Origin of the sequence: Flagellimonas beolgyonensis (genome assembly GCF_003992615.1) — a bacterium.
Taxonomy (GTDB): Bacteria; Bacteroidota; Bacteroidia; order Flavobacteriales; family Flavobacteriaceae; genus Flagellimonas; species Flagellimonas beolgyonensis.
Genome location: NZ_RZMY01000003.1, coordinates 126,053 through 152,076, shown reverse-complemented (window position 1 = coordinate 152,076; position 26,024 = coordinate 126,053). Strand labels below are relative to the sequence as shown.

General features: G+C 44.3%; 22 protein-coding genes. 10 read left to right on the top strand and 12 right to left on the bottom strand.

The genetic code is table 11. The annotated features are described in order from the left end of the window. Genes EO131_RS01595 through surE form a run of 4 tightly spaced genes read right to left on the bottom strand, consistent with a single transcriptional unit; the run spans position 1 to position 2,747 of the window. Positions 1 to 543 carry a C40 family peptidase gene (locus EO131_RS01595; RefSeq protein WP_127018596.1) on the bottom strand — a complete coding sequence of 181 codons (543 nt, stop codon included), beginning with the start codon at positions 541 to 543 and terminating at the stop codon, positions 1 to 3. A gap of 33 nt (positions 544 to 576) precedes the next feature. Next, positions 577 to 1,689 (bottom strand): lipid-A-disaccharide synthase, encoded by a 1,113-nt coding sequence (gene lpxB, locus EO131_RS01590; protein ID WP_127018595.1) that lies wholly within the window; start codon positions 1,687 to 1,689, stop codon positions 577 to 579. 4 nt (positions 1,690 to 1,693) lie between these two features. Beyond that, entirely contained in the window at positions 1,694 to 1,981 is a 288-nt protein-coding gene (locus tag EO131_RS01585) for a hypothetical protein (RefSeq protein WP_127018594.1), read from the bottom strand. Next, positions 1,971 to 2,747 (bottom strand): 5'/3'-nucleotidase SurE, encoded by a 777-nt coding sequence (gene surE / locus EO131_RS01580; RefSeq protein WP_127018593.1) that lies wholly within the window; start codon positions 2,745 to 2,747, stop codon positions 1,971 to 1,973. Before surE ends, EO131_RS01585 begins: the two co-directional genes overlap by 11 nt. A 200-nt stretch (positions 2,748 to 2,947) precedes the next feature. Between surE and EO131_RS01575 the strand changes: the two genes are divergently transcribed. Further along, positions 2,948 to 5,119 carry a carboxy terminal-processing peptidase gene (locus tag EO131_RS01575; protein WP_127018592.1) on the top strand — a complete coding sequence of 724 codons (2,172 nt, stop codon included), beginning with the start codon at positions 2,948 to 2,950 and terminating at the stop codon, positions 5,117 to 5,119. 50 nt (positions 5,120 to 5,169) lie between these two features. Here the strand turns inward: EO131_RS01575 and EO131_RS01570 are convergent, their stop codons facing one another. Continuing rightward, on the bottom strand, positions 5,170 to 5,721 hold the full coding sequence (locus tag EO131_RS01570; protein ID WP_470295063.1) for a bestrophin family protein: 552 nt from the start codon (positions 5,719 to 5,721) through the stop codon (positions 5,170 to 5,172). A gap of 168 nt (positions 5,722 to 5,889) precedes the next feature. Here EO131_RS01570 and EO131_RS01565 point away from each other — a divergent pair, with 168 nt between their 5' ends. Next, positions 5,890 to 6,693, top strand: coding sequence for a DNA/RNA non-specific endonuclease (locus tag EO131_RS01565; protein ID WP_127018590.1), 804 nt, complete (start codon positions 5,890 to 5,892; stop codon positions 6,691 to 6,693). Here EO131_RS01565 and rodA read toward each other — a convergent pair. The 7 genes from rodA to EO131_RS01530 form a co-directional block, all read right to left on the bottom strand. Then, the gene (rodA, locus tag EO131_RS01560; RefSeq protein WP_127018589.1) at positions 6,690 to 7,973 is read right to left on the bottom strand and encodes a rod shape-determining protein RodA; all 1,284 of its coding nucleotides are present in this window, start codon (positions 7,971 to 7,973) and stop codon (positions 6,690 to 6,692) included. The two genes, EO131_RS01565 and rodA, sit on opposite strands and share 4 nt — an antisense overlap. Next, positions 7,963 to 9,831, bottom strand: a complete 1,869-nt coding sequence (gene mrdA / locus EO131_RS01555; protein WP_127018588.1) for a penicillin-binding protein 2 — start codon at positions 9,829 to 9,831, stop codon at positions 7,963 to 7,965. Before mrdA ends, rodA begins: the two co-directional genes overlap by 11 nt. A 56-nt stretch (positions 9,832 to 9,887) precedes the next feature. Next, positions 9,888 to 10,394, bottom strand: a complete 507-nt coding sequence (locus tag EO131_RS01550; RefSeq protein ID WP_127018587.1) for a rod shape-determining protein MreD — start codon at positions 10,392 to 10,394, stop codon at positions 9,888 to 9,890. Next, positions 10,387 to 11,202: a rod shape-determining protein MreC gene (gene mreC, locus EO131_RS01545; RefSeq protein ID WP_127018586.1), complete on the bottom strand. Its 816-nt coding sequence runs from the start codon at positions 11,200 to 11,202 to the stop codon at positions 10,387 to 10,389. Before mreC ends, EO131_RS01550 begins: the two co-directional genes overlap by 8 nt. 63 nt (positions 11,203 to 11,265) lie before the next feature. Continuing rightward, positions 11,266 to 12,294, bottom strand: a complete 1,029-nt coding sequence (locus tag EO131_RS01540) for a rod shape-determining protein (RefSeq protein WP_090291622.1) — start codon at positions 12,292 to 12,294, stop codon at positions 11,266 to 11,268. A gap of 55 nt (positions 12,295 to 12,349) precedes the next feature. After that, positions 12,350 to 13,879, bottom strand: coding sequence for a bifunctional phosphoribosylaminoimidazolecarboxamide formyltransferase/IMP cyclohydrolase (purH, locus tag EO131_RS01535; RefSeq protein WP_127018585.1), 1,530 nt, complete (start codon positions 13,877 to 13,879; stop codon positions 12,350 to 12,352). A 93-nt stretch (positions 13,880 to 13,972) separates the two neighbouring features. Further along, positions 13,973 to 14,425 (bottom strand): GAF domain-containing protein, encoded by a 453-nt coding sequence (locus tag EO131_RS01530; protein ID WP_127018584.1) that lies wholly within the window; start codon positions 14,423 to 14,425, stop codon positions 13,973 to 13,975. A gap of 131 nt (positions 14,426 to 14,556) precedes the next feature. Here EO131_RS01530 and EO131_RS01525 point away from each other — a divergent pair, with 131 nt between their 5' ends. The 8 genes from EO131_RS01525 (at position 14,557) to EO131_RS01490 (ending at position 25,971) form a co-directional block, all read left to right on the top strand. Then, the gene (locus tag EO131_RS01525; RefSeq protein WP_241243766.1) at positions 14,557 to 14,946 is read left to right on the top strand and encodes an HYC_CC_PP family protein; all 390 of its coding nucleotides are present in this window, start codon (positions 14,557 to 14,559) and stop codon (positions 14,944 to 14,946) included. A 90-nt stretch (positions 14,947 to 15,036) separates the two neighbouring features. Next, positions 15,037 to 18,774, top strand: a complete 3,738-nt coding sequence (locus EO131_RS01520; protein WP_127018583.1) for an efflux RND transporter permease subunit — start codon at positions 15,037 to 15,039, stop codon at positions 18,772 to 18,774. Then, positions 18,771 to 19,991, top strand: a complete 1,221-nt coding sequence (locus tag EO131_RS01515; RefSeq protein ID WP_127018582.1) for a TolC family protein — start codon at positions 18,771 to 18,773, stop codon at positions 19,989 to 19,991. Before EO131_RS01520 ends, EO131_RS01515 begins: the two co-directional genes overlap by 4 nt. Positions 19,992 to 20,008: 17 nt before the next feature. Further along, positions 20,009 to 20,365 carry a heavy metal-binding domain-containing protein gene (locus tag EO131_RS01510; RefSeq protein ID WP_127018581.1) on the top strand — a complete coding sequence of 119 codons (357 nt, stop codon included), beginning with the start codon at positions 20,009 to 20,011 and terminating at the stop codon, positions 20,363 to 20,365. Positions 20,366 to 20,396: 31 nt separating this feature from the next. Then, positions 20,397 to 20,948 carry a helix-turn-helix domain-containing protein gene (locus tag EO131_RS01505; RefSeq protein ID WP_127018580.1) on the top strand — a complete coding sequence of 184 codons (552 nt, stop codon included), beginning with the start codon at positions 20,397 to 20,399 and terminating at the stop codon, positions 20,946 to 20,948. A gap of 69 nt (positions 20,949 to 21,017) precedes the next feature. Next, positions 21,018 to 23,519 (top strand): heavy metal translocating P-type ATPase, encoded by a 2,502-nt coding sequence (locus tag EO131_RS01500; RefSeq protein WP_127018579.1) that lies wholly within the window; start codon positions 21,018 to 21,020, stop codon positions 23,517 to 23,519. A gap of 2 nt (positions 23,520 to 23,521) precedes the next feature. Beyond that, positions 23,522 to 24,229 (top strand): PepSY domain-containing protein, encoded by a 708-nt coding sequence (locus EO131_RS01495; RefSeq protein WP_127018578.1) that lies wholly within the window; start codon positions 23,522 to 23,524, stop codon positions 24,227 to 24,229. Positions 24,230 to 24,234: 5 nt separating this feature from the next. Further along, positions 24,235 to 25,971, top strand: a complete 1,737-nt coding sequence (locus tag EO131_RS01490) for an efflux RND transporter periplasmic adaptor subunit (RefSeq protein ID WP_127018577.1) — start codon at positions 24,235 to 24,237, stop codon at positions 25,969 to 25,971. The last annotated feature ends 53 nt before the right edge of the window (positions 25,972 to 26,024 follow it).

The following is a 26,024-nucleotide window of genomic DNA, read 5'->3' as shown; positions in this document are numbered from 1 at the left end:
CTAAAGGATGCGCATGGCTTTTACGAAGGCATATTTCCAGTACCCTTCCCGCAATGAAGATACCAGAACGCCCCTTGAGGTTGTGGCGTGAATAAATTTAATGTCGTCCCCATCCACTTCCACCACCAACCCTACATGGTTGATGCGCTTACCGCGTTTGGAAGTCTTGAAGTAGAGCAGGTCGCCTTTTTGAACATCCTGAACATCAATTTTTTGGCCTTCGAGGGCCATTTGATAGGAAGTCCGTGGGAATAGAATGTCATTTTCCTTTAAGGAAACAAACACCAGGCCAGAGCAGTCCATGCCCTTGTTTGTGGTGCCCCCATATTTGTATCGGGTTCCGGAAAAAGTCATCGCCGTGGCAATGATGGCCTCGGCCTTTTCGTTGATGCGCTCTTCCTTTCTCGATTTTCTTGGGGATGTGTCTTCGGAGGACCCCTCAACCGTTACGGTTCGGGTCTTGCTGTAGGTGCGTCTCTTTTTGCCTGGGCCACAGCTGGTAACGGCAAAAATCAACAGTAAGATTATGGTTTTTCGAAACATCCAAGAAAAGATTTACTTTCTTGGAAGCTAAATCTACACATTTTCGACGATTAATTGGGCCGCCATTTGACTTGCACCTTTCCCGCCCAGTTTTTTTCTTAGGGTTTGATAATCCTCCAAAATGCGTTTACGGTCTGGGCCAACCACTATTTTGGCAAGCTCAGATTTCAGATTTTTTGTGGTCAATTCATTTTGAATCAGTTCTTTAACAACCTCTCGCTTCATGATGAGGTTGACCAAGGAAATAAAGTCGAGAGTAATGATGCGCTTCGCAATTTGGTACGAAATCCAATTGCCCTTGTAGCACACCACTTGAGGGATGCCAAAAAGTGCTGTTTCCAAAGTTGCGGTGCCGCTGGTGACCAATGCAGCATGCGCATGACTGAGCAGGGTGTAGGTCTTGTTGGAAACATAATTTACCTTGTCGCCCGATAGGTATGGGGCATAAAATGCATCCGGAAGACTGGGTGCACCTGCAATCACAAATTGGTACTCCGGAAAATCCTGCTGTACGGAAAGCATGACCTCCAACATTTTTTGGACTTCCTGTTTTCTACTTCCCGGCAATAGGGCAATGATGGGTTTTTCCGGATCTAGGTCATTTTCTTTTCTGAAGGTTGTGTTGTCTTCTACAGGAGTATTTTCGATGGCATCGATAAGGGGGTGGCCAACAAATTGAACGGGATACCCATGTTTTTTCTCATAAAAATCCTTTTCAAAGGGAAGGATGACATACATGGCGTCAATGTCCCTTTTGATTTTTTTGATCCTGCCTTCCCGCGATGCCCAAATTTGTGGCGAGATGTAGTATTTGGTTCGGTAACCATACTGCTTGGCCCATTTGGCAATACGGAGGTTAAAGCCTGAGAAGTCTATAAAAATAATCACATCGGGACGGAACGCTTCAATGTCTTCCTTGCAATAACGGATGTTTTTAAAAATAGTGGGAATGTTCATGATCACTTCCAGAAACCCCATGAAGGCCATGTCCTTGTAATGTTTGGCCAAAACGCCGCCGGCCTTTTCCATCAAATCGCCGCCCCAGCAACGAATGTCTGCCGATGGGTCTTCCTTTTTTAAAGCCTTGATCAGGTTGGAGCCATGTAGGTCCCCCGAAGCTTCTCCCGCTATGATGTAATATTTCATGGGATTATGCCATTACTTTGTACAATAAAATGACCAGGGCGGTTACCAAGGTGGCCAACATAACACCTCTTGCCCTTTGGTCCCGTTTGATGCGCAAAAAAGCGAAAAACGCCACCAAATTTAAAATGGCGCCCAAGGCCAACAAGCTCCCAATATGGCCTTGGCTTACGGCCGCATTGAAAGTTTCCACGATTCCCAAATCCGAAAAAAGCAGGATGTAGAGTACCGTACCAAAGGTGTTTGCAATGATTCCAACGATAAATCCGATTAAAATTTCCTTCTTATTGTTCATTTAAATTCCAATTGTTTAATTGAGGTATGGCATGGTGGGCGGTGAGGTCAAATTGGGTGGGCACAATGGAAATATACCCTTCGGAAAGGGCCCATTCATCCGTGTCCTGTCCTTTATCCAATAGCTCAAATTCTCCTGTGAGCCAATAATAATCCTTGCCCGACGGACTGGTGCGTTTGTCAAATTCTTCATTCCAATTGCCCCTGGCCTGCCTGCAGATTTTGATGCCTTTCAAGTCTTCGGTTTTTGGAATGTTCACATTGAGCACGGTTCCTTTGGGAATGCCATTTGTCAGGGCCTCCGAAACAATATTTTTAACATATTTTAGGCAGGGTTCAAAATTGGCGTTCCAGGAATAGTCGCAAAGCGAGAACCCAATGGCAGGAATTCCCTCGATTCCGGCTTCGATGGCGGCACTCATGGTGCCTGAGTAAATCACGTTTATAGAGGAATTGGACCCGTGGTTGATGCCACTGACACAAATGTCAGGTCTTCTGTCCAGAATGACCTTCAAGGCCAATTTCACACAATCTGCAGGTGTTCCACTGGTGCTATATTCGCTGGGAGCACCATCTTTCTGGTCGATGACCACCTTTTTGGAAAACAACGTACTGTCCACGGTAATGGCATGTCCCATCCCACTTTGTGGACTGTCGGGTGCCACTACCACTACATCCCCAATCTCTTTCATGGTGCGTATCAATGCCCTAAGTCCGGGTGCCGTAATGCCATCATCATTGGTAACCAATATCAGCGGTTTGTCCATGCTGTATAATTAAAGGCATAAAAATACGTTTTTCATAAGGATATGAAGCCCTGACCGTTTAACAAAAAATTAAAAGCATCTGCCAGAAGTGGCACGGTTTTTTCTGTATCTTAGGGAATTCATACAATTAAAAACGAAGATGACGAAATGAAGATTTGATCATTGTTTGTCGAATCTTCAATCAGAAAAAAATGACATTTATGAAAAAGAATTTCATCTGGGCACTGTTGGTAATGTTAGTGGCCTTTGCCTCTTGCAGTTTTACCAATAAGTCTTTTGATAACGATGACAAGGATAAACTGTTGTTGGATTTGATCACCTATGTGTTGGAAAGAGGGCACTATGAGCCCAAAGATCTGAACGATAGTTTCAGTTCCAACGTATTTGACGATTTTATCGACATCGTAGATCCTACCAAAAGGTATTTCCTTGAAAGTGACTTAAGGGAATTTGAAAAGTATCGGTTCATGATCGATGATGAGATCAAGAACACCGATATCACCTTTTTCAACATTGTGTACCAACGTTTGATGGTCCGCATGCATGAAGCAAGGGAAATCTACAAAGAAGTATTGGCCGAACCATTCGATTATACCGTGGATGAATCCATCGATATCGATTATGAAAACCAAGAATTTGCTGCCAACAAAAAGCAGCTCAAGGAACGATGGAGAAAACAGCTCAAGTACAATACGTTGAGCATTTTCGAAAACAAAGTGGAAAACAGGGTGGCCGATAGCGACCAAGCATCCAATTCCGAAACGGCTCCAATTTTGGCATTTAGCGATATTCCAAATAATGTGGATAAAGCTGCCACCGAAGAAGAGGCGAGGGAAATTACCAAAAATACCTTGGACGAGTTTTTCGATTTTGTGGACGACTTGGAGCGAAAGGATTGGTTTGTGCAATACCTGAACACCATTGTGGAGGAATTTGATCCCCATACCTTCTACTTCGCGCCAGAAGAAAAAGAGAAATTTGATATTGGTATGTCCGGTAAGTTTGAAGGTATCGGTGCCCGATTGCAGAAAAAGCCAGAAGGTGCCCGTATCGTGGAAATCATTTCCGGTGGTCCTGTGTGGAGGGATCAGACCTTGGAGGTTGGTGATGAGATTTTGAAAGTGGGCCAGAAAGGCGAGGAACCCATCGATATCGTGGGCATGCGTTTGGACGATGCCATTAAATTAATCAAAGGGCCAAAAGGAACCGTGGTCGAACTTACCGTAAGAAAGGTGGATGGAACCATCCAGAAAGTATCCATTACTCGGGATGTGGTGGAGTTGGAGGAATCCTATGCCAAATCAGCGACCATCGATACCGGTGATCAAACCTATGGATTGATCAACCTTCCCAAATTCTATGTGGACTTTGAAGACTATACAGAGCGTAATGCAGCCACCGATGTGGCCAAGGAAGTGGAGCGCTTGAAAGAGGCAGGTGCCGAAGGATTGATTTTGGACCTACGTGACAATGGCGGTGGATCGTTGAAAACCGTAGTGGAAATGGCAGGCCTTTTCATTAAGGATGGACCCATTGTACAAGTACGCTCATCCGGTCAACGCAAAGAAGTGCATGAAGACAAAGACGAGCGCATCCAATGGGATGGACCTTTGGTGATCTTGGTGAACGAGTTGTCCGCATCAGCATCTGAAATTTTGGCTGCTGCCATGCAGGATTATAAACGCGCTGTGATCATTGGCAGCAAACAAACCTTTGGCAAGGGAACCGTTCAGAATGTGATTCCGTTGGACAATATTGTGCGTTCCAATGAGCACGGTGACCTTGGTGCCATCAAATTGACAACGCAGAAATTTTACCGAATCAATGGTGGTTCCACCCAATTGGAAGGGGTAAAGAGCGATATCGTTATTCCAGATAAGTACAGTTATATCGATTTGGGAGAACGTGATCAACAAAACCCATTGGGATGGGATAAAATCACTCCTGCGGAATATAAGGTTTGGGATGGTTATATCGATTTTGAGACCGCTGTGGCCAATAGCCAAAAACGTATGGCCAATAGTCCACAGATTCAATTGATCGAGGAAAATGCCCAGTGGCTCAAAGAGCAGCAAGATGAAAATGTGATTTCCTTGAACTTCGATGCTTATGTGAAAAGAGCGGAAGAAGCCAAAAAACGTGCAGAAAAGTTCAAAAGTCTAAGGGATTACGATTCCAAGCTTTCTTTTGGTTCGTTAAAATATGAAACCGAACTCTTTACCCAAGATTCGGTTTTACGGGAAAAAAGAAACAGATGGCATAAAGATTTGGCCCGTGACATTTATGTGGAGGAAGCCGTAAATGTGCTGAAAGATCTTCACTTGAACAACATAAAAAGACAAGAGCAAAAGTTGGCCAGTGTAAAAGGCTAATCTTTAATCTTCAAAATATCAAGCCGACCCAATTGGGTCGGCTTTTTTATTTACATATTATGAAAATCGTTCTGCTCAATGAGTTTGGGAAAATCCGTTACTCCCAACAATTGCCGAATAGTGATGTCTATGGTTCTCGAAATGGAGGCCATCGGGATGTCAGTCGAGTAATTTTCAAAAGGATCTTGTATGCGAAATGTAGCCTTCTCCAAGAAAAAGAAGACCATCGAAATAATGACCAAGATCAATACTTCCAATACAATCGAAAATTGCAGGGATTCCGATGGCGCAAGAAATATCACAAATAAGTAAATGGCCATGTGAAGCCCTTGACGGCAGGTGGTCGGGAATACCGTATTTTTAATGCGTTCACATCTTCCCATGGATGCTGTTAAGCGTTCCACGATTTCCTCGGGTTGGAGCCTGGAAAACCGATCTAGATTGCCTTCATCGAACAATTGCTTAATGGAATCCACTTGTAAACCCAAAATGGCCAATGGCAAATTTTTGTGTTCATTAATGGACAAAAATTCTTCCTCCGAGATCAAACCGGTGATATTTTCATAAGAATCTTGATTCCCGGAGCGATTGTCCCAACGAATAGCACCATGCCACCTGGAGATACGCCATGGTCTTGATCGAAGGATTATTGTCCGAGTTTTGTTCTCTTGTTTTTAGAAAGAAATGTAGTATGAATATAACCATAAAATTACCAGCCATGGTTTATTTTTGAGGGTTGATGATACCCCAAATCTTAGTATTTTGACAACATGAATAGAAAAACCCTTTATACGGTTCTCATCATTTGTTGTATTGTCGGCTTTTGGCTGTTTGAGAATTTTTATACCCCAGCACCCTATTCCGATCCCAAAACCATTGGAGAAGAAAACATGGCAATTCCTGAAGCGTATTTGCCCGGTTCCACTACGGGGGAGGTGGTGAAGCACAACCATTTTATGTTGTCGTACAGTGAACCGCACGAGCAGGCCGAATGGGTGGCCTATACCCTTCAAAAAAGCCATTTGACGTATGAAGATCGACGGCGCCCCTATTTTGTTGAGGACCCAAAGGTCCGGACCAAATCAGCAGATTGGCGCAATTATCGTGGTTCAGGGTATGATCGCGGGCATCTGTGTCCGGCTGGCGATCGAAGGTTTTCAGAATATGCCTATAACGAAACCTTTTATACCAGTAACATCAGTCCACAGGATAGGGATTTCAATGCCGGAATTTGGAACCGTTTGGAGCAAAAGGTGAGGCACTGGTGCAAGCAATATGGTGATTTGATGGTAATCACAGGAGGCGTGCTGGATGAAGATTTGGACGAGATTGGTGATGAGGATGTGGATGTACCAAAAGCGTTCTATAAAATCGTCTTACGACTTGAAGGGAATACACCAAAAGTATTGGCGTTCTTGATGCCCGCCCAAGAAAGCGAGAAGCCCTTGGAGGATTTTTTGGTTCCTATAGATGTGTTGGAAGAACAGACCGGACTCGATTTTTTTGAAAATCAACCGGAAGACTGGCAATCTAAATTGGAAAGGGGAGTCTCCAAAACAGGTTGGAAATTTTAAATTCCATCTTTCAATCTGTTCGAATCCAATTTTAGGAATATGAACAGCAACATGCTAAAAAATATAAGTCCCGATCCACCGTAGCTAAAAAAGGGTAGGGGAATCCCGATGGTGGGCAATAGCCCGATCACCATACCGATATTGATAAAATAATGGAACACCAATAACGAAATAACCCCATAACCGTACATGCGGCTAAAATCGTTCTTTTGACGTTCTGCAATATGTATCAAGCGTAGAAAGAAAACCGTAAATAAAATAATTACCGTTGTTGTTCCCAAAAAGCCCCATTCCTCACCAACCGAACTGAAAATATAATCGGTGTGCTGGGCAGGTACAAAGTCGCCTTTGGTTCGGGTACCTTCCAAAAATCCCTTTCCAAAAGAACCACCAGATTCGATAGCTTTTTCCGACTGGTAGGTATTGTACCCGATGGTTTTTTTGATTTCTTCCAACTTCTTTTCGTCTTTTTCCAATCCCAGCCAAAGGGCAAATCGGTCTCGGTGGCGTTGTTCAAACACATTTTCGTACACAAAATTCACCGAAAGGGAGAATAGGGTGGCCAAAACGATTGTTCCCAAAACGGGCAATATGGGAATTTTTACCGAGGCCCGTTTAAACGTATACATCAGCAGTGCCAAAGTGATCATGCCAAGGACCACCCATACGGTTCCAAACATTAGGGTTGTGGCAAAAAGTACGACCATAAAAATCAATAGTCCCAAATAAAAGAGTGGAAATCCCTCCCTAAAAAGCACAAAGAACAACGAAAAATAAACCAGGGAACTACCAGGGTCTGGTTGAGGCAAAATAAGCAGGGCCGGCAATAAAATAATGATCACCGCATACATTTGGTGCTTGCGTGTTCGAATATCGGTCTGGATATCACTTAGAAACTTGGCCAAGGCAAGCGCTGTGGCAACTTTTGCCAATTCCGATGGTTGCAAGTTGAAGAAGCCGAGGTCATACCAAGAAGTCGCACCGGCGATCGTCTTTCCAAAAACAAAAAGTCCCAACAACAACACAATGGAAATAACATAGAAAATGGATGCAAAACGCTCAAAAAAGTTCGATTCGACAAACAATACGAAAACAATGCCCAGGAACGCCAAACCGATAAATAACATTTGCTTTCCGTACATCGTGGAAAAGTCAAAAAGTGAAGTGTCGGTATCGCTCAAAGAGGTGGAATAAATATTGATCCACCCAATAAAGACCAGCAGGACATAAAGGATAACGGTGAGCCAATCCAATCTACCTAACGGGCCTCTACCAGACATATTCGTTTATCTTGAACGGTTCACCACTATACGGTTTGGCATATTCATGCTCCAAGGTTTTCTCCAACATCCGTTTCTCCAAATCCTTTCGGGTAATTTCGCCTTTAATATATTTTTCAATGAGCAACGAGGCAATATGTCCGGCGTATCGGGCGCCATAATAACCATTTTCAATATAAACTGCCAATGCTATTTGTGGATTTTCAACCGGAGCGAAGGCTACAAAAACAGAATGGTCTGTAAGCTGCATGCGCTCCCCGTTCACTTTCACATAATTTTCAACCGTTCCTGTTTTTCCGGCAATATCTATCCCAGGGATTTTTAGCCATTTGGCAGTTCCATAATTGTATACATCGGCCATACCCTTGATCACAGGGTCAAAATGTTTGCGATCGATGGTGGTATAGTTGGGTTCGGTATATCGGGGGTCTATACTGCCCGAATTGCCCAAACTTTTAATAATATGAGGGGTGTAAAAGTATCCTCTGTTGGCAATGGCAGCGGTCATGTTGGCCAATTGTAGTGGCGTGGCCGCAATCTCACCTTGCCCTATGGAGTTGGAAATAATGGTGGATGCAGCCCATCGATTATCCCCGTACCATTTGTCGTAGTATTCCTTGTCCGGTATTCTACCAGGTGCACCAGTTGGTAAATCGGTCCCAAGATAATTACCCAAACCAAAACTCTTCATGTGTTTTTCCCAAACATCCATGCCTTCATCGGTGGTCTTGTATTTGTCATAGATTTTTCTGAAGACCCCAGCGAAATAGGCATTACAGGATTGATAGATGCCCGAGTTCATATTGCGAACACCCCCACCACAGTGACAGCCCCGTAGCGTATTACCCACGTAAAATCCGTGATAGCATCGAAATGTGGTGCTGGGATCGATCACGCCCTCTTGCAGACCGATAAGGGCGTTCAGTGTTTTAAATGGGGAGCCTGGGGAGGGCTGCGCCAAAATGGAACGGTCCCATGTCGGTTTCGAAATGGTGTCGTAATGGAGTTTGCTGTAATTTTTGGAACGTTGCCTGCCAACCAAAAGGGCAGGGTCATAGGTAGGTCCAGAAATCATGGCTAGGATTTCCCCTGTTTTGGGCTCAATGGCGACTATACCCCCACGCTTACCATGCATGAGCATTTCCCCATATTCCTGCAATTCCTTATCGAGAGTAATGTGTATTTCCTGTCCTTGCTTGGGCAGGGTGTCCAATTTCCCTTCCTTATAAGGACCAATATCCCTGTTGAAGCGGTCTTTTTGAATGTGCTTTACACCCTTTCTTCCGCGAAGGATTTCTTCATATTGTTTTTCGATACCTGTACGCCCCTTTAATTCTCCTGCAACGTAATATGGATTGTTTTTTAAGTCAGCTTCATTTACCTCACTGATGTAGCCCAGCACATTGGCGGCACTGTTGGTGTTGTAATAGCGGAGCGATCTTTTTTGGATATAAAAGCCTGTGAAATGGCGCATTTTCTCCTGTAGTTTGGCGTAATCTTCCTTGGAAAGTTGAGGAACCAATACCGAAGGTAATCGTGGTGAATAAGTGCGTGCCTTCTTCATTTTGGAAATGAAGTCTTCTTTATCGATGCCCAAAAGGGAACAAAATTCCAAGGTGTCCAAAGGTTTTACTTCCCTTGGGATCACCATAACATCATAAGCTGGCTGGTTCCCGACCAACAATTTTCCGTCACGATCATAAATGTAGCCGCGTTCCGGATAATCGTATACCTTTTTAATGGCGGGATCGTCCAAAATCTGATCTGGAGAAAACCGGAACAGTTGTAAATAGGACAACCTTGCGATAAAGGTGAATCCTATCAGCACAACAACAGAAGATAATAACAGTTTTTTCATGTCAGACCCAATTTACAAAACCTAACTTTCATAATATCAACGACGCAGTATCAAATTTATTCAGTTTTTGGACTAAATAGTGAACTGAACAGGGTACACAGCACTAAAGTTACAATACCTGTTGCAAAAACCTTTTTCAAAATTAACAGGATATGGGCGATACTTAAAATTTCAAGGGAAAAGAATATCAGATGATGGATCAAAATCATCAAACCCAATAAAGTGACCCGTTGAATGTTGGTGGTATTTTTAAAACTGAAGTTTTGAAATTCATAGTTTACGCCGAAACAAAACCGCATTAAAACAGGTCTGGCATAAGCCACAGTCAAAGATGCCAAGGTGTTCAGTGCCATGGTATCGGAAAATATATCGATGATGAAGCCCAGAAAAAATGCAATCACCATGAAGAGGGCCCTATTGGCCTTAATGGGATACCAATAGAAAAAAATCACGTACACCATTGGATTGATGAACCCCATAAAGTTCAGGTTGTTGAAAATGAGCACTTGGGCCAAAATCAATAGCAAAAACCGAAAGATGTTTATGAAGACGGTGTTATTCATTAGTGGTTATGGCTTCCAATGTTTTGATTTCGTTGCGGTCCTTGTTTTCAATAAGGTACACATTTTTTAAGTTGGCCATATCATTGAACAACTCCACATCGATATTGTAAAAACTCCTTGAGGCGTTTAGATCGTATTTTTTGATGATCCCAATGGGTATGTTTTCCGGAAAAATGCTGGACATTCCCCCAGTAACAATGGTATCGCCCACCACCAATGGGACCAGCCTGGGAATGTCGATCAATTGTGCTACCGTATAGTCGCTTCCATCCCAAATCAAAGAACCGAAATATTCGGTGTTTTTGATTTTTGCGTTAATGTTGGATTTGGTGTTGAGCACACTCTGAACCGTTGCGTAATGTTTTGAAACATTTTCCACAATTCCCAGAATGCCCATGGTGGTTATTACCCCCATATCTTGTTGCACCCCATCAAGTTTTCCCTTATCAATTGTGAGGTAGTTTCGGGGCGAGGTATAGCTGTTCTTTACCAATTTGGCACTCAGTACCTCATAATTCACAAGGGTGGAATCCAAAACGGGCAAACTGTCATCATCTCTGTTGAAGAGCAATCTTCGCAATTGTTTATTTTCTTCCAGCAACCGATTGTTTTCTTCGCGTAACCCAAAATAGGAGGAAATGTCTGCCCCTGTACCATAGATACTTCCGGAAAGCCATTTGGAGGAATTGAAAAATTTGGATTGGTGATAGGAATGCGAACGAATGGTCATCACCAACGAAATAAATGCAAGAAACCCGTATAGGAAAGCATTTCTATTACGTAAAATAAAGTTGATGATGCGTTGCATGCAATCGAATCGTTATGTAAGGTTGGACACCCTTAAGATAATGGAACTGCGTAAAAGGCAGTATTATTTGATCAAAATACTTTTGTAGCGCTCCAAATTTTTAAGTGCAATACCCGTTCCACGAACAACGGCCCTCAATGGATCTTCTGCAATGTAAACCGGCAAATCTGTTTTTTGGGATAGCCTTCTGTCCAATCCTCGAAGCATGGAGCCGCCACCAGCAAGGTAAATACCGGTATTGTAAATATCCGCAGCTAGTTCCGGAGGGGTTTGGGACAGGGTTTCCATTACCGCATCTTCAACTCGTAAGATACTCTTATCCAGTGCCTTGGCAATTTCACGGTAGGATACCTGAACCTGTTTTGGCTTTCCGGTCAACAAATCCCGACCTTGGATGCTTTTATCATCCGGTGGTGATTTAAGATCTTCCGTGGCCGAACCAATTTCAATTTTGATGGCTTCTGCAGTGGTTTCACCCACGTACAGGTTGTGCTGGGTACGCATGTAATAGATGATGTCGTTGGTGAACACATCACCTGCAATTTTTACCGATTTATCACAAACAATTCCACCCAATGCAATCACGGCGATTTCGGTGGTACCCCCTCCGATATCAACGATCATGTTGCCTTTGGGCTGCATAATGTCCAATCCGATACCAATGGCAGCTGCCATGGGCTCATGGATCAAATATACTTCCTTGCCATTCACGCGTTCGGCAGATTCACGTACCGCGCGCATTTCCACTTCCGTAATTCCTGATGGGATGCAAATGACCATGCGAAGGGCAGGTGGAAACCATTTTTTCTTTAATGCCGGAATGTTCTTGATGAACATGTTGATCATCTTTTCAGAAGCATCAAAGTCAGCAATTACCCCATCCTTCAATGGTCGTATGGTCTTGATGTTTTCATGGGTTTTCCCCTGCATCATATTGGCTTCGCGGCCCACCGCGATAATTTTTCCTGAAACACGGTCCCTGGCCACAATGGAAGGGCTGTCCACAACCACTTTGTCCAAGTGGATGATCAGGGTGTTTGCAGTACCAAGGTCAATGGCAATTTCCTCGGTCATGAAATCAAAAAATCCCATACAAAAGTGTCTTATTTCGGATTAACGGTAAAAAATATCGGCTAAAGTACTAAAATTAATGTTTAAAATGTCTAGTACCTGTCATCACCATGGACATTCCATTGGCATTGCAATAATCGATGCTCAATTGGTCCTTGATGGATCCGCCGGGTTGGATCACACTTTTGATGCCTGCCGTGTCCGCAATCTCCACACAATCAGGGAATGGGAAGAAAGCATCACTGGCCATAACGGCACCATTTAGGTCAAAATTGAAGGACTGTGCCTTTTGGATGGCCTGGTTTAAAGCATCGACCCTTGAAGTCTGTCCCGTACCACTGGCACACAGTTGCTTATTCTTGGCCAAAACAATGGTATTACTCTTGGTATGTTTGCACAATTTGGAAGCAAACAAAAGATCTTCAATTTCTTCGTGGGTTGGTTGTTTTTCAGTTGCAGGAGTCAAATCTTCCTTGGTATCGGTTTTGGAATCTTTACCCTGAACCAAAACGCCGTTCAAACAGGTCCGCACCAAAGTTTCAGGAAGAGCAACTTCGTTTTGCACCAAAATGATTCGGTTCTTTTTGCCTTTTAATATCTCCAACGCTTCATCGGAGTAACTTGGAGCGATCACCACTTCACAGAACAGTTCGTGGATTTCTTCTGCCGTGGGTTTGTCAATTTCGGTGTTGGCAATCAAAATGCCGCCGAAAGCAGAAACGGGATCCCCTGCCAAAGCATCCACATACGCTTGTTTGATGGAACTTCGTGTTGCCAATCCACAGGCATTGTTGTGTTTTAAAATGGCAAATGTCGGATCATCGTTCTTGAATTCTTGCATCAAGTTCACGGCCGCATCTACATCCAACAGGTTGTTGTAAGATAATTCCTTGCCGTGCAATTTGGTGAACATGGCATCAAAATCGCCAAAGAAATACCCTTTTTGGTGTGGGTTTTCACCGTAACGTAGTACTTGACCTTTGGTCTCGCTGATTTTCAATATGGTTTCTTCCCCATCTTGGTTAAAATAATTGAAAATGGCCGTATCGTAGTGGGATGAAACATTGAAGGCCTTGGTTGCAAATCGTTTCCTATCTGCCAAGGTGGTGGTTCCGTTCCCTTCGGTGATCACGTTCAAAAAGTCGGCGTAGTCCTCCATGGAGGATACACAAAGCACATCCTTGAAGTTTTTGGCAGCGGCACGGATCAAGGAGATGCCTCCGATGTCTATTTTTTCGATAATGTCCTGCTCCGAAGCACCACTGGCCACCGTTTTTTCAAAGGGATATAGATCCACGATCACAATATCCAATTGCGGAATGTCAAATTCCTGCATTTGGGCCACGTCACTTTCATTGTCCTGTCGGTTCAAGATTCCTCCGAAAACTTTGGGGTGCAAGGTCTTTACACGGCCACCCAAAATGGAAGGATAGCTGGTCACATCTTCAACAGGCACCACATTGATGCCCAGATCACGGATAAATTTCTCGGTCCCCCCTGTGGAATAAAGGGTTACACCAAGTTCGTCCAATTTTTTTACGATGGGTTCCAAACCATCTTTGTGAAATACTGAAATTAATGCGGCGGAGGCTTTTTTGGCAGTCATCTTCTATGTCTTACTAATCAAATTATTAAGCGCACAAAAGTACTCGTTTTCAACCTAAAAAGTCGAACGGTTTATCAACAATTTCGTTAAGTTTTACAGAATTTTAGCCACTTCCCGATTGATGAATTCCAAAAAGCGCTCATCGGCTTCCGTAAAAGGGTCGGGCGTGTTGGAATCGATGTCTATTTGTCCCACATTTTCCCCATTGACGAACAAGGGAACCACAATTTCTGCCTTAACCGTAATGCTGCAGGCGATGTAATTGTCCTGGGCAGCCACATCGGGCACTACAAAGTTTTGGTTGCTCAATGCCACCTGGCCACAAATGCCCTTGCCAAATGGAATGATGGTATGGTCGGTGGGCGCACCGGCGTAGGGACCCAATTTCAATTCTTCCTTGTCTCCGTTTTTAAAATAGAAGCCTACCCAATCGTAATGATCTACATTGCGGCGAAGCAACTCACAGATTTCACCTAATCGAGTGTCCACGGATTTGGTGTTATCCGATACAATTTCAAGCACTTTGGGTTCCAATGATGTCAACATGGCATTGTTTTTTGCAAATGTATTGATTCGTCCATTTGTACGACAAAGGAAAGGAAACTAACACCGTTTAAAAACATAATCTTCTGTTAAGCAAAGCAATAAAACAAGATAATTTGTAGTTTTGTAGTCAAATGAAGCAGTTTTTTCATCAAATCCTATCCTCCCTGATGGCCATTTTGGTCCTCGCATCCACAGTTTCTTGGACGGTGGACAAGCATATTTGTATGGGTAGGGTTATGGATATTTCCCTTTTTTCCCATGCGGATGATTGTGGAATGTCGTCCATGGATATGGAAAAATCCTGCTGTAACGATGAAACTTTTACGGTTAAAGGTCAGCACGACCTAAAAATTTCCTTTAATGATATTAGTTTAGAACAACAGCTTTTCATTGTAAGCTTTGTTCAGACCTGTTTTCATCTGATCGAAGTGGATTCTGAAGAACCCAATAACTTCAACGATTACAATCCACCTCCTTTGATACGGGACATACAGATCCTGGATCAAACCTTCCTCATTTGATTTAGCATAGATTGATTTTTCCCGACCACACGGTTGGGCTGGCACGTTTGTGCCCTTATTGTCTTGATCTAATGTTTAAATCAAATTTCCATGCTGAACAAAAGCATCAAATTTCTTATAGAAAACAAACTGGTGGCCATTTTGCTTCTCGTTCTATTTGTAGGGTGGGGAACGATAAGCACTCCTTTTAACTGGGATACAGGATTTTTACCCAACAATCCCGTAGCCGTGGATGCCATTCCCGACATCGGTGAAAACCAACAAATTGTTTTCACCAAATGGCCCGGTCGTTCTCCACAGGATATCGAAGATCAGATTACCTATCCGTTGACCACCTCACTTTTGGGCATTCCCGGGGTAAAGACGATTCGTAGTTCCTCCATGTTTGGGTTTTCCAGCATCTATATCATTTTTGAGGAAGGCGTAGAATTCTACTGGAGCCGAAGCCGTATACTGGAAAAATTGAATTCCCTCCCCAATAACCTGTTGCCCGATGGGGTAAACCCTGCTTTGGGACCCGATGCCACCGCTTTGGGACAGATTTTTTGGTACACCTTGGAAGGAAGGGACAACGATGGTAACGTGACCGGTGGATGGGACCTTCAGGAATTACGAAGTGTTCAGGATTACTATGTAAAATATGCCTTGTCCTCCGCTTCTGGAGTTTCCGAAGTAGCATCGATTGGTGGATTTGTACAGGAATACCAGATCGATGTAGATCCCGAGTTGATGAAACAGTACAACGTGGGATTAGATCAAGTGGTAAAGGCCGTAAAACAAAGCAATAGGGATATCGGTGCACAAACCTTGGAGATCAACAAGGCGGAGTATTTGGTTAGGGGATTAGGGTACATCAAATCCTTGGATGACATCAAAGATGCCGTGGTCACCTCCACCGATTATACGTCCATTCGGGTGAAAGATGTGGCCCATGTATCGTTGGGACCCGCTGTGCGAAGGGGTATCTTGGACAAGGAAGGTGCCGAGGTGGTTGGTGGTGTAGTGGTGGCCCGTTATGGGGCTAACCCGTTGGAGGTCATCAACAATGTGAAGGAGAAAATCAAGGAATTGAGTGCGGGGTTGCCCTCCAAACAACTGCAAGATGGAAGAACCTCACAATTGACCATCGTGCCTTTTTATGATCGTACCGAACTGATCCAAGAAACATTGGGCACGTTGAACGAGGCCCTGACCCTTGAAATTCTGATCACCATTTTGGTGATTGTGGTGATGGTATTTAACCTAAGAGCTTCTGTTCTGATATCGGGATTGCTGCCCGTTGCTGTGCTCATGGTCTTCATTGCCATGAAACTGTTTGGGGTCGATGCCAATATTGTGGCCCTTTCAGGAATTGCCATTGCCATTGGTACCATGGTGGATGTGGGGGTCATCCTTTCAGAAAACATCATCAGGCACATGGATGAGGACGAAGATAAATTGCCCATCAACACTTTGGTGTACAATGCCACTTCCGAAGTGTCGGGTGCCATTTTAACCGCGGTGCTCACCACCATCATCAGTTTTATACCTGTCTTCACCATGATCGGGGCCGAAGGAAAGCTTTTTCGTCCATTGGCCTTTACCAAGACCTTTGCATTAACGGCTTCCATTTTGGTCGCTTTGTTCATTATTCCCCCCTTTGCGGCCATCATCTTTAGGAAAAAGGACCAGAAGCCGATATTGAAATACATCTGGAATGGAATCCTTGTTGTTCTAGGATTGATCGCCATTGCATTTGGTTATTGGATGGGATTGGTATTGGTGGCCTTTGGCGTTTCCGGCATTTTAAAATTGAAGGAAGTCATTTCAGAAAAACAATATGGAATGCTCAATGTGGCCATCAGTATAACAACCATTGTGTTTTTATTGGCGACGTATTGGAGGCCTTTGGGATTTGATAGGAGCATTGCCATCAACCTGATTTTTGTATCACTTATCTGTGGTGTGCTTTTGGGTGTTTTTTATCTGTTCAGAACCTATTATCGTCGCATATTGACCTGGGCATTGGAGAACAAAATGCTATTCCTTTCCATCCCGACCGTGATCGTGGTCTTTGGAGTATTGATCATGCGCAACACGGGTCAAGAATTTATGCCCTCCTTGAACGAAGGTTCTTTCCTATTGATGCCCACTTCCTTGCCGCATGCCGGAGTGGAGGAAAACAAACGGGTATTGCAGCAATTGGACATGGCCGTAGCCACCATCCCGGAAATTGATTTGGTGGTCGGTAAGTCGGGTCGTACGGAATCTGCCTTGGACCCTGCACCGCTTTCCATGTACGAGAACATCATTCAATATCGGTCCGAGTATGAAAAGGGTGAAGATGGCAGTCCACAACGATTCAAAGTGAACAAGGACGGCTATTTTGAGTTGAAAAATGGAAAAGTGGCCGCCAATCCCAATCTGGAAGTGCGCAACGAAACCAATTATGTGGATTCCCATATTGCGGAACCCCTTCGGATTGATAGAAGTTTGTTGATTCCGGATAACGACGGGGAATATTTTAGAAACTGGCGCCCCGAAATCAAAAATGCGGATGATATCTGGAATGAAATCGTGGCTGCCACCAAATTGCCAGGGGTAACATCAGCACCTAAATTACAACCCATTGAAACCCGTTTGGTGATGCTCCAAACAGGGATGCGCGCACCCATGGGCATTAAAGTGAAGGGACAGGATTTGAAGGAAATCGAAAGTTTCGGTCTTCAACTGGAGCCCATTTTAAAAGAAGCCCGAGGCGTTAAGGATGAGGCGGTTTTTGCCGATCGGATCGTAGGCAAACCCTATTTGTTGATTGATATTGATCGTGAAAAATTGGTGCGCTACGGTTTGGTGATCGAAGATGTACAGCAAATATTGGAAGTGGCACTTGGGGGCATGACCTTAAGCCAAACCGTGGAAGGGCGTGAGCGCTATGGGGTGCGGGTGCGCTATCCACGCGAATTGCGCGAAAGTCCAACGGATATTGGCAACATTTATGTTCCTGTGAAAAAAGGCAGTCCCGTTCCGTTGAGCGAACTGGTGACCATACGCTACGAACAAGGGCCGCAGGCCATTAAGAGTGAGGATACCTTTTTGGTAGGTTATGTGCTTTTTGACAAACAGGACGGTTTTGCCGAAGTGGATGTGGTGGAAAATGCACAGGCCAAAATCTTGGAGAAAATTGAAAGTGGGGAATTGGTAGTTCCCAAAGGGATCAGTTACCAATTTACAGGGACCTATGAAAATCAGTTACGAGCCAAGAAAACCCTTTCGGTGGTGGTGCCCTTGGCCCTGCTGATCATTTTCTTGATCCTCTATTTTCAATTCAGGTCCGTGGCCACGTCGTTTATGGTGTTTTCGGGAATTGCTGTGGCCTTCGCCGGTGGTTTTTTGATGATTTGGCTGTATGGTCAGGATTGGTTCTTGAATTTCAGCTTCATGGGCGAAAACATCCGTGATCTTTTTCAAATGCACACGATTAATCTCAGTGTGGCAGTTTGGGTCGGATTTATCGCACTCTTTGGCATTGCCACGGATGATGGCGTGGTCATGGCAACCTACCTTACCCAAACCTTTGAAAAGAACGAACCGGAAACTGTGAAAGGTATTCGGGCTTCTGTACTGGAGGCAGGGGAAAAGCGGATCAGGCCATGTTTAATGACAACGGCAACCACTATTTTGGCATTATTGCCTGTGCTCACCAGTACGGGGAGGGGAAGCGACATCATGATACCCATGGCCATACCAAGTTTTGGCGGTATGTTGATCGCGTTGATCACACTTTTTGTGGTCCCCGTGCTTTACAGTTGGAAAAGTGAGTTACAACTTAAAATACAACAACGATGAAAAGCATAATCACTATATCGTTTTTTGTTTTGATATCCATGGTTTCGAAAGCGCAGACTTTGGAAGCCTACCTTCAGGAAGCGGAGTTGAACAGTCCTGTAATTCAAGCGATGGAACTGCGTCATACCATTGCCTCGGAAAAGGTAAACGAGGTCAATACGTTGCCCAATACCACGATTGGTGCGGGATATTTTGTGAGCGAACCCGAAACCCGAACCGGTGCACAGCGGGCCCGCTTTTCGGTTTCCCAGATGTTGCCCTGGTTTGGGACCATCACCGCAAGACAAAATTATACCGGTTCCATGGCGGATGCAGAGTACACCGAGCTGGTAATTGCCAAACGAAAATTGGCGTTGTCCGTAGCTCAATCCTATTATTCTTTGTTTGGCATACAGGCAACACAAAAAGTGTTGGATGAGAATATTGCATTGTTGAAAACGTACGAAAAGTTGGCCTTGACTTCCGTGGAAGTTGGGAAAGCTTCGGCAGTGGATGTGCTTAAACTTCAGATTCGTCAGAACGAACTCCAACAAAAGAAACAAGTCCTGGAGCAACGTTATATGGCCGAACAGGCGGTCTTCAACAATCTATTGAACCGGGACGAGCGTATTTTTGTTGAAGTCGTGGACGATATGCAAGTTCCTGCGGAAGATGTTTTGTTCAACAAAGAAGATCTGTCCTTGAACCCCGAACTTTTAAAATACGATCAACTATTTGAATCCGTGGTGCAATCCGAAGTGCTCAACCAAAAGGAAAATGCCCCAAGTTTTGGCGTTGGGTTGGATTATATTCCCGTAACCGAGCGCCCCGATATGGTGTTCAGCGACAATGGAAAGGACATCTTAATGCCCATGGTCACCCTTTCCATTCCCATTTTCAACAATAAATTCAAGTCGGTCAGCAAGCAGAACGAACTGAAACAAAAAGAAATTGAGTTTCAAAAAGAGGAGCGATTGAACGTGTTGGAGAATGCTTATGCCAAAGCGGTATCCCAGCGCAACGAAGCCAGAATTTCCTTTGAAACCCAAGCACAAAACCTAAAACAGGCCAAGGATGCTGAGGAAATCTTGATCAAGAACTATGAAACGGGCACCATCAATTTCAATGATGTGCTGGATATCCAGGAATTACAATTGAAATTTCAAACCAATCAAATACAATCCGTGCAGCTGTATTACATGCAATCTGCCATCATTAATTATTTAATCAACAAGTAAATTTAATTTTAACAAACATGAAAACAAACATCAGAACAATCATCGGAATCGCATTCGCATCTGTATTGGTACTAACGGTATCCTGCAAAGGCAAGGCGGAAGAGAACAAAGAACCCGCTGTGGAGGAAACCATGGATCACGATATGGACCACGGAAACGATCAAATGAACCACGACATGGACAGTATGGACCACAAAGACCACGATATGGGTGAAATGGGCACTGCCGATAAACAGGGGAAAGAATACACCTCCAAATATGTTTGCCCAATGCACTGTGAAGGGAGTGGTAGCGATGCTGAGGGAAAATGTCCGGTTTGTGGAATGACCTACGTATTGAACGAAGATTACCACGAAGGGCACGGCGAAAACTAAAAGACACATTTGGCTCCCTAAAACCTGAACCATGCGTATAAAGGTCAAAAATATGGTTTGCAACAGATGCAAGAGCGTTCTGAAAAGTGAATTTCAGAAAGAAGGCATCGAGGTGGTACAAATTGATCTGGGAGAAGTTCGGTTTGCAGATGGAGCCGAAGCAAAAAAAGAGCGTATTCGAGAGATTCTGATTCAAAATGGCTTTGAATTGATCGCCGATTTGAATGAAACAATCATTGTGGACATCAAAAAACATTTGATCGAAGCTGTTGAAAATGGCATTTCACAGAATCTCTCGACATACCTGTCAGAAAAGATGAACAAAGAGTACTCGATGCTGAGTAAATTGTTCAGTGCGAAAGAAGGATTGACCATTGAAAAATATTTTATCCTTCTTAAGATGGAAAAAGTAAAGGAGGAGATTCAGATGGACAACAAAACCTTTTCTGAAATCGCCTATGACCTGAATTACAAAAGCAGCAGTCATTTGGCAAAACAGTTTAAAACCGTAACGGGAATGTCGATGTCCGAATACAAAATTGTACAGGATTGGAACAGGAAATCCTTAGATCAAATTGTATAAAAGAAACCCAAAATTGTAAAAATCCTCCAAGCTGCGATCAACTAGTTTTGAAATAAAAAAACAAACAAGATGAAGCATACCTATCACATACACGGAATGAGCTGTAACGGCTGCAGAAGCCATGTTGAGAAAACCCTTTCCAACGTGGATGGAGTGCAAGCGGTTGAGGTGAACTTGGAGAAGGCCGAGGCTACGATAGAAATGGGGGAGCATATCCCCTTGGAAACATTTGAAAAGGCATTGGAGAACGATGGCGGAGGGTATTCCATACACATGCCAGGCCATCACCACCATGAGCCAAAAAAAAAGAGTAATCGGCCGGTCAAGGGAGGAACGGGCACCTTTTATTGTCCCATGCGCTGTGAAGATGACAAAACGTACGACCAACCGGGTGACTGCCCCGTATGTGGGATGGATTTGGTGGAAGAACAGAACATAACCTCGGGGTCCAAGGAAAAATGGACCTGTCCCATGCACCCCGAAGTAGTGGAGGATGGGCCGGGTTCCTGTCCGATTTGCGGGATGGATCTCGTGCCGATGAAACCCGAAGCCAGTGCAGAAGAGAAGACCTATAAAAAACTGCTGAAAAAGTTTTGGTTGGCCGTTGGGTTCACGCTGCCCATTTTTTTGATTGCCATGAGCGATATGATACCCAATAACCCTTTGTATCAAGCCATGTCGCCCAAATATTGGAATTGGGTGCAGTTTGCCCTGTCTTTGCCTGTGGTATTTTATGCCACATGGATGTTTTTTGAGAGGGCCTACCGGAGTATCAAAACGTGGAACCTGAACATGTTCACCCTCATCGGAATTGGAGCAGGAGTAGCTTTTGTGTTCAGTATATTGGGACTGTTGTTTCCCGATTTTTTCCCAGATCAATTCAAAGACGAATCCGGTGCTGTGCATGTGTATTTTGAGGCCACCACCGTAATCCTCACCTTGGTGTTGTTGGGTCAATTGTTGGAGGCAAGGGCCCATAGTAAAACCAATAATGCGGTAAAGGAACTATTGAAATTGGCTCCCAATAAGGCCACCAAAGTGGTGGATGGAGAAGAAGTTGAGGTGAGCATTGATGATATTGAATTGGGGGACATTTTACGAGTGAAACCCGGCGAAAAAATTCCGGTGGACGGAGTCATTACGGAAGGAGAAACGTCTGTTGACGAATCCATGATCACCGGCGAACCCATTCCTGTTGAAAAGACTGTGGAAGACAAGGTGAGCAGTGGAACCATTAATGGTAACCAAACCTTTTTGATGAAAGCGGAGAAAGTGGGCAGCGATACCCTACTTTCCCAAATTATCAAAATGGTCAACGATGCAAGTCGAAGCCGGGCACCCATTCAGAATTTGGCAGACAGGGTATCTGCCTATTTTGTGCCAACAGTGGTTATCATTTCAGTCATCACTTTTGCGGTATGGGCCATTTGGGGACCCCAGCCCCCCTATGTGTATGCCTTGATCAATGCCATTGCCGTGTTGATCATTGCCTGTCCCTGTGCTTTGGGTTTGGCGACACCCATGTCCGTAATGGTCGGTGTGGGCAAAGGGGCCCAAAACGGTGTGTTGATCAAGAATGCTGAGGCCCTGGAAAAAATGGCCAAAGTGAATACGTTGATCGTGGATAAAACGGGAACCATAACAGAGGGAAAACCAACATTTGATCATTTTGGAAATTTTGGGGACGACTTTTCAAATGAGGAATTGCTCCAATACCTGATTTCGGTCAATGCCAATAGTGAACATCCCTTGGCGCAGGCAACCGTCAAATTTGGAAAAGAAAATAATATTGAAATTTTAAAGTCTAAGGATTTTAATGCAGTAACCGGCATGGGGGTCGAAGGTGTTGTGGACGGCAAAAAAGTGCTGCTGGGCAATGCCAAACTGATGGACAAAAACGGAATTGAGATTACCCAAAAAATGAAGGATGAGGTTGCCAAATCCCAAGAGCAAGGGAAAACAATATCCTATCTTGCTGTGGATGGCAAATGTCGAGGCTATGTAGCCATTGGGGATAAGGTGAAGGAGACCAGTGCCAAAGCGATCAAAGCGATTCAGGACAAGGGCATTTCCGTGATCATGCTTACTGGTGACAACAAAAATACAGCGGCTGCCGTGGCGAAGGAACTCAACTTGGATGAATTTAAGGCAGAGACCTTGCCCGAGGACAAAATGAAGGAAGTAGAACGTCTACAATCCGAAGGAAAGATTGTGGCCATGGCCGGTGACGGCATCAACGATGCCCCAGCGTTGGCAAAAAGCGATTTGGGGATTGCCATGGGCACCGGTACCGACGTGGCCATTGAAAGTGCCATGATCACTTTGGTAAAAGGCGACCTTCACGGTATTGTAAAAGCAAGAAACCTCAGTGAGGCCGTAATGAAGAACATCAAGCAGAACCTGTTTTTTGCCTTGATCTATAATACGATAGGTGTGCCAGTGGCAGCAGGGGTGCTCTATCCATTTTTTGGAATCCTGTTGTCACCAATGATAGCCGCACTGGCCATGAGTTTCAGCTCGGTATCGGTGATCGGCAATGCATTACGGTTACGAACAAAATCAATTGATTAAATATGGTAAAAAGAACCACAGCGGTAAAAATTCGAAAGGCCCACCGGTATTTGGGACTGTTTTTGGGCATTCAGTTCATTATGTGGACGGCCAGCGGCCTCTATTTCAGTTGGACCGATATTGACGAGATCCATGGCGATCATTTTAGGAACATGGAATATGAGCCCATGGCTTTCAATGATCTGATCGGCCTTTCCCAGATCGATGTTACAGACAATATCAGTGCAATAAGTTTAAAGGAAATCGCGGGTAAGCCCTATTACTGGATCAACCACAAGTTTTTGGTGGATGCCAGAACGGGCAGACTGAAAAAGGGTATTACGGAGGAGGAAGCCCTGCAAGTGGCCCAAAACCAAATGTCCCCAGACCTTAAGGTTAAAGGTGTTGAAGTGCTTTCGGAAACTGACAAACACCATGAATACCGTGAGAAGAAATTACCTGCCTACGTTATTTCGTATGATTCGCCCGAAGACATCAAGGCCTATGTTTCCGTAGAAGATGGTTCTTTTCAAACCGTACGACACCGCAATTGGCGATGGTTCGATTTTTTATGGATGACACATACCATGGATTATGAAGGCAGGGACGATTTTAACACCACGGTGCTTCGTGCCTTTTCATTAATGGGCCTGATCACAGTGTTGAGCGGATTCTTGCTGTGGTTTACCTCGTCGCCGAGTGTTCGAAAGTTGATACAACGAAAAAAATAACAGAGATGAAAAAGGAAAATATTGTTTACATCGGAATTGCGGTCATTGTTGGGCTGCTTGTGGGGTATTTCATTTTTGGTGGTAAAGCTGAAACTGCTTCAATGGATGCACATAACCATGATGCAGAGATTGCTGCCGGAGAAATGTGGACTTGCTCCATGCACCCCCAAATTATGCAGCCGGAGCCAGGTAGTTGCCCCATTTGCGGCATGGATTTGATACCTGCGGATACCAATGGTGAAGGCTTGGCGGCCAATCAAATCAAAATGACGGAAAATGCCATGGTATTGGCCGGGGTGGAAACCGTTGTTGTGGGATCTGATATGGAAGGAGGGCATCAAATCAAGCTTTCAGGGAAAGTGGCCATCAACCAAAATTCGGATGCTGTGCAATCGGCCTATTTTGATGGTCGTATTGAAAGCTTGTCCATCAATTTTGAAGGTGAAGAAGTCCGGAAAGGCCAAAAGTTGGCCACCATTTATGCGCCCGCATTGGTGTCGGCACAGCAAGAATTGTTGACCGCTGCAGGGTTGAAATCAAGTCAACCACAATTGTACAATGCGGTACGAAGCAAGTTGAAACTTTGGAAGCTTTCCGATGCCCAGATCGATCAAATTGAAAGTTCGGGCAAGGTGGTGGAGAATTTCCCGGTTTATGCCAATGTAAGTGGCGTGGTATCTGCTATCATGGTGGAAGAAGGGGATTACATCAAAACAGGTTCACCATTGGTGAAAGTGGCCAATCTTAATTCCGTTTGGGCCGTTTTTGATGCTTATGAAAACCAATTAAGCCAGTTTAAAACGGGACAGGGTATGGAAGTGACCACCACATCCTATCCGAATGAAAAATTTAAGGCTAAAATTTCCTTCATAGACCCGATTTTGAATACCCAAACCAGAACGCTGGAAGTACGGGCAGAACTCGATAATAAAAAGGGTATGCTAAAACCAGGGATGTTCGTTCAGGGCGAGGTGGAAGTTTCCAAAATGGAAGATAACGAAGTGTTGACCGTTCCGGAAAGTGCCGTGCTATGGACCGGTAAAAGATCTGTGGTCTATGTGCAACCCGATGCAAATTTTTCCATTTTTGAAATGCGTGAAGTGGAACTGGGTAACCTAATGAATGGCGTGTATGTGGTCAATTCTGGATTGAAATCAGGAGATCGTGTGGTCGCCAAGGGCACATTTACCGTGGATGCGGCTGCACAATTACAGGGTAAGAAATCCATGATGAACCAAGATGGTGGCAAAACCATGACGGGCCATGAGGGCCACATGGGTATGTCTTCCGCAATGAACATGGATTTTTCCGATGAAGCCGAAAGCAAGTTTGAACAATTGTTGGGCAGTTATATGAAACTAAAGGATGGTTTGGTTGCTTCCGATGCCACACATGTGCAGCACCTTGCAAAGGAAGGAGTAGTGGTTGCAAAGCAAATGAGCACAACCGATATGAATGATATGGCCAAGCAACACCTCGCTATTATCAGTGAAAAATTAACTTCAATTTCCAAAGCCAGCTCCCTCGAAAAACAACGTGAAGATTTTATTATGTTGTCTGAAAATATGATTATGGTGGGCAACCAAATGAAGGGCTTGAACGAAAAAGTGTTCGTACAACATTGCCCAATGGCCGACAATAACAAAGGGGCCAATTGGTTGAGTCTGGATGAGGAAATCCGAAATCCCTATTATGGCGATGCCATGCTCACCTGTGGTAGTGTAGTTCATACAATCGAATAGCAAAAAGCCCCGAAACTAGGGGCTTTTTTATGGGTCGTTTTATACAGTTGTTG

Bases quoted from the DNA above. Each gene is read 5' to 3' on its own strand.
- EO131_RS01530 (WP_127018584.1), bottom strand. From the start codon at position 14,425: ATGTTGACATCATTGGAACCCAAAGTGCTTGAAATTGTATCGGATAAC.
- EO131_RS01500 (WP_127018579.1), top strand. From the start codon at position 21,018: ATGAAGCATACCTATCACATACACGGAATGAGCTGTAACGGCTGCAGA.
- EO131_RS01515 (WP_127018582.1), top strand. From the start codon at position 18,771: ATGAAAAGCATAATCACTATATCGTTTTTTGTTTTGATATCCATGGTT.
- rodA (WP_127018589.1), bottom strand. From the start codon at position 7,973: ATGTCTGGTAGAGGCCCGTTAGGTAGATTGGATTGGCTCACCGTTATC.
- lpxB (WP_127018595.1), bottom strand. From the start codon at position 1,689: ATGAAATATTACATCATAGCGGGAGAAGCTTCGGGGGACCTACATGGC.
- EO131_RS01575 (WP_127018592.1), top strand. From the start codon at position 2,948: ATGAAAAAGAATTTCATCTGGGCACTGTTGGTAATGTTAGTGGCCTTT.
- EO131_RS01540 (WP_090291622.1), bottom strand. From the start codon at position 12,294: ATGGGATTTTTTGATTTCATGACCGAGGAAATTGCCATTGACCTTGGT.
- EO131_RS01495 (WP_127018578.1), top strand. From the start codon at position 23,522: ATGGTAAAAAGAACCACAGCGGTAAAAATTCGAAAGGCCCACCGGTAT.
- EO131_RS01520 (WP_127018583.1), top strand. From the start codon at position 15,037: ATGCTGAACAAAAGCATCAAATTTCTTATAGAAAACAAACTGGTGGCC.
- surE (WP_127018593.1), bottom strand. From the start codon at position 2,747: ATGGACAAACCGCTGATATTGGTTACCAATGATGATGGCATTACGGCA.
- EO131_RS01505 (WP_127018580.1), top strand. From the start codon at position 20,397: ATGCGTATAAAGGTCAAAAATATGGTTTGCAACAGATGCAAGAGCGTT.
- EO131_RS01525 (WP_241243766.1), top strand. From the start codon at position 14,557: ATGAAGCAGTTTTTTCATCAAATCCTATCCTCCCTGATGGCCATTTTG.
- mrdA (WP_127018588.1), bottom strand. From the start codon at position 9,831: ATGAAAAAACTGTTATTATCTTCTGTTGTTGTGCTGATAGGATTCACC.
- purH (WP_127018585.1), bottom strand. From the start codon at position 13,879: ATGACTGCCAAAAAAGCCTCCGCCGCATTAATTTCAGTATTTCACAAA.
- EO131_RS01595 (WP_127018596.1), bottom strand. From the start codon at position 543: ATGTTTCGAAAAACCATAATCTTACTGTTGATTTTTGCCGTTACCAGC.
- EO131_RS01550 (WP_127018587.1), bottom strand. From the start codon at position 10,394: ATGAATAACACCGTCTTCATAAACATCTTTCGGTTTTTGCTATTGATT.
- EO131_RS01565 (WP_127018590.1), top strand. From the start codon at position 5,890: ATGAATAGAAAAACCCTTTATACGGTTCTCATCATTTGTTGTATTGTC.
- EO131_RS01510 (WP_127018581.1), top strand. From the start codon at position 20,009: ATGAAAACAAACATCAGAACAATCATCGGAATCGCATTCGCATCTGTA.
- EO131_RS01585 (WP_127018594.1), bottom strand. From the start codon at position 1,981: ATGAACAATAAGAAGGAAATTTTAATCGGATTTATCGTTGGAATCATT.
- mreC (WP_127018586.1), bottom strand. From the start codon at position 11,202: ATGCAACGCATCATCAACTTTATTTTACGTAATAGAAATGCTTTCCTA.
- EO131_RS01490 (WP_127018577.1), top strand. From the start codon at position 24,235: ATGAAAAAGGAAAATATTGTTTACATCGGAATTGCGGTCATTGTTGGG.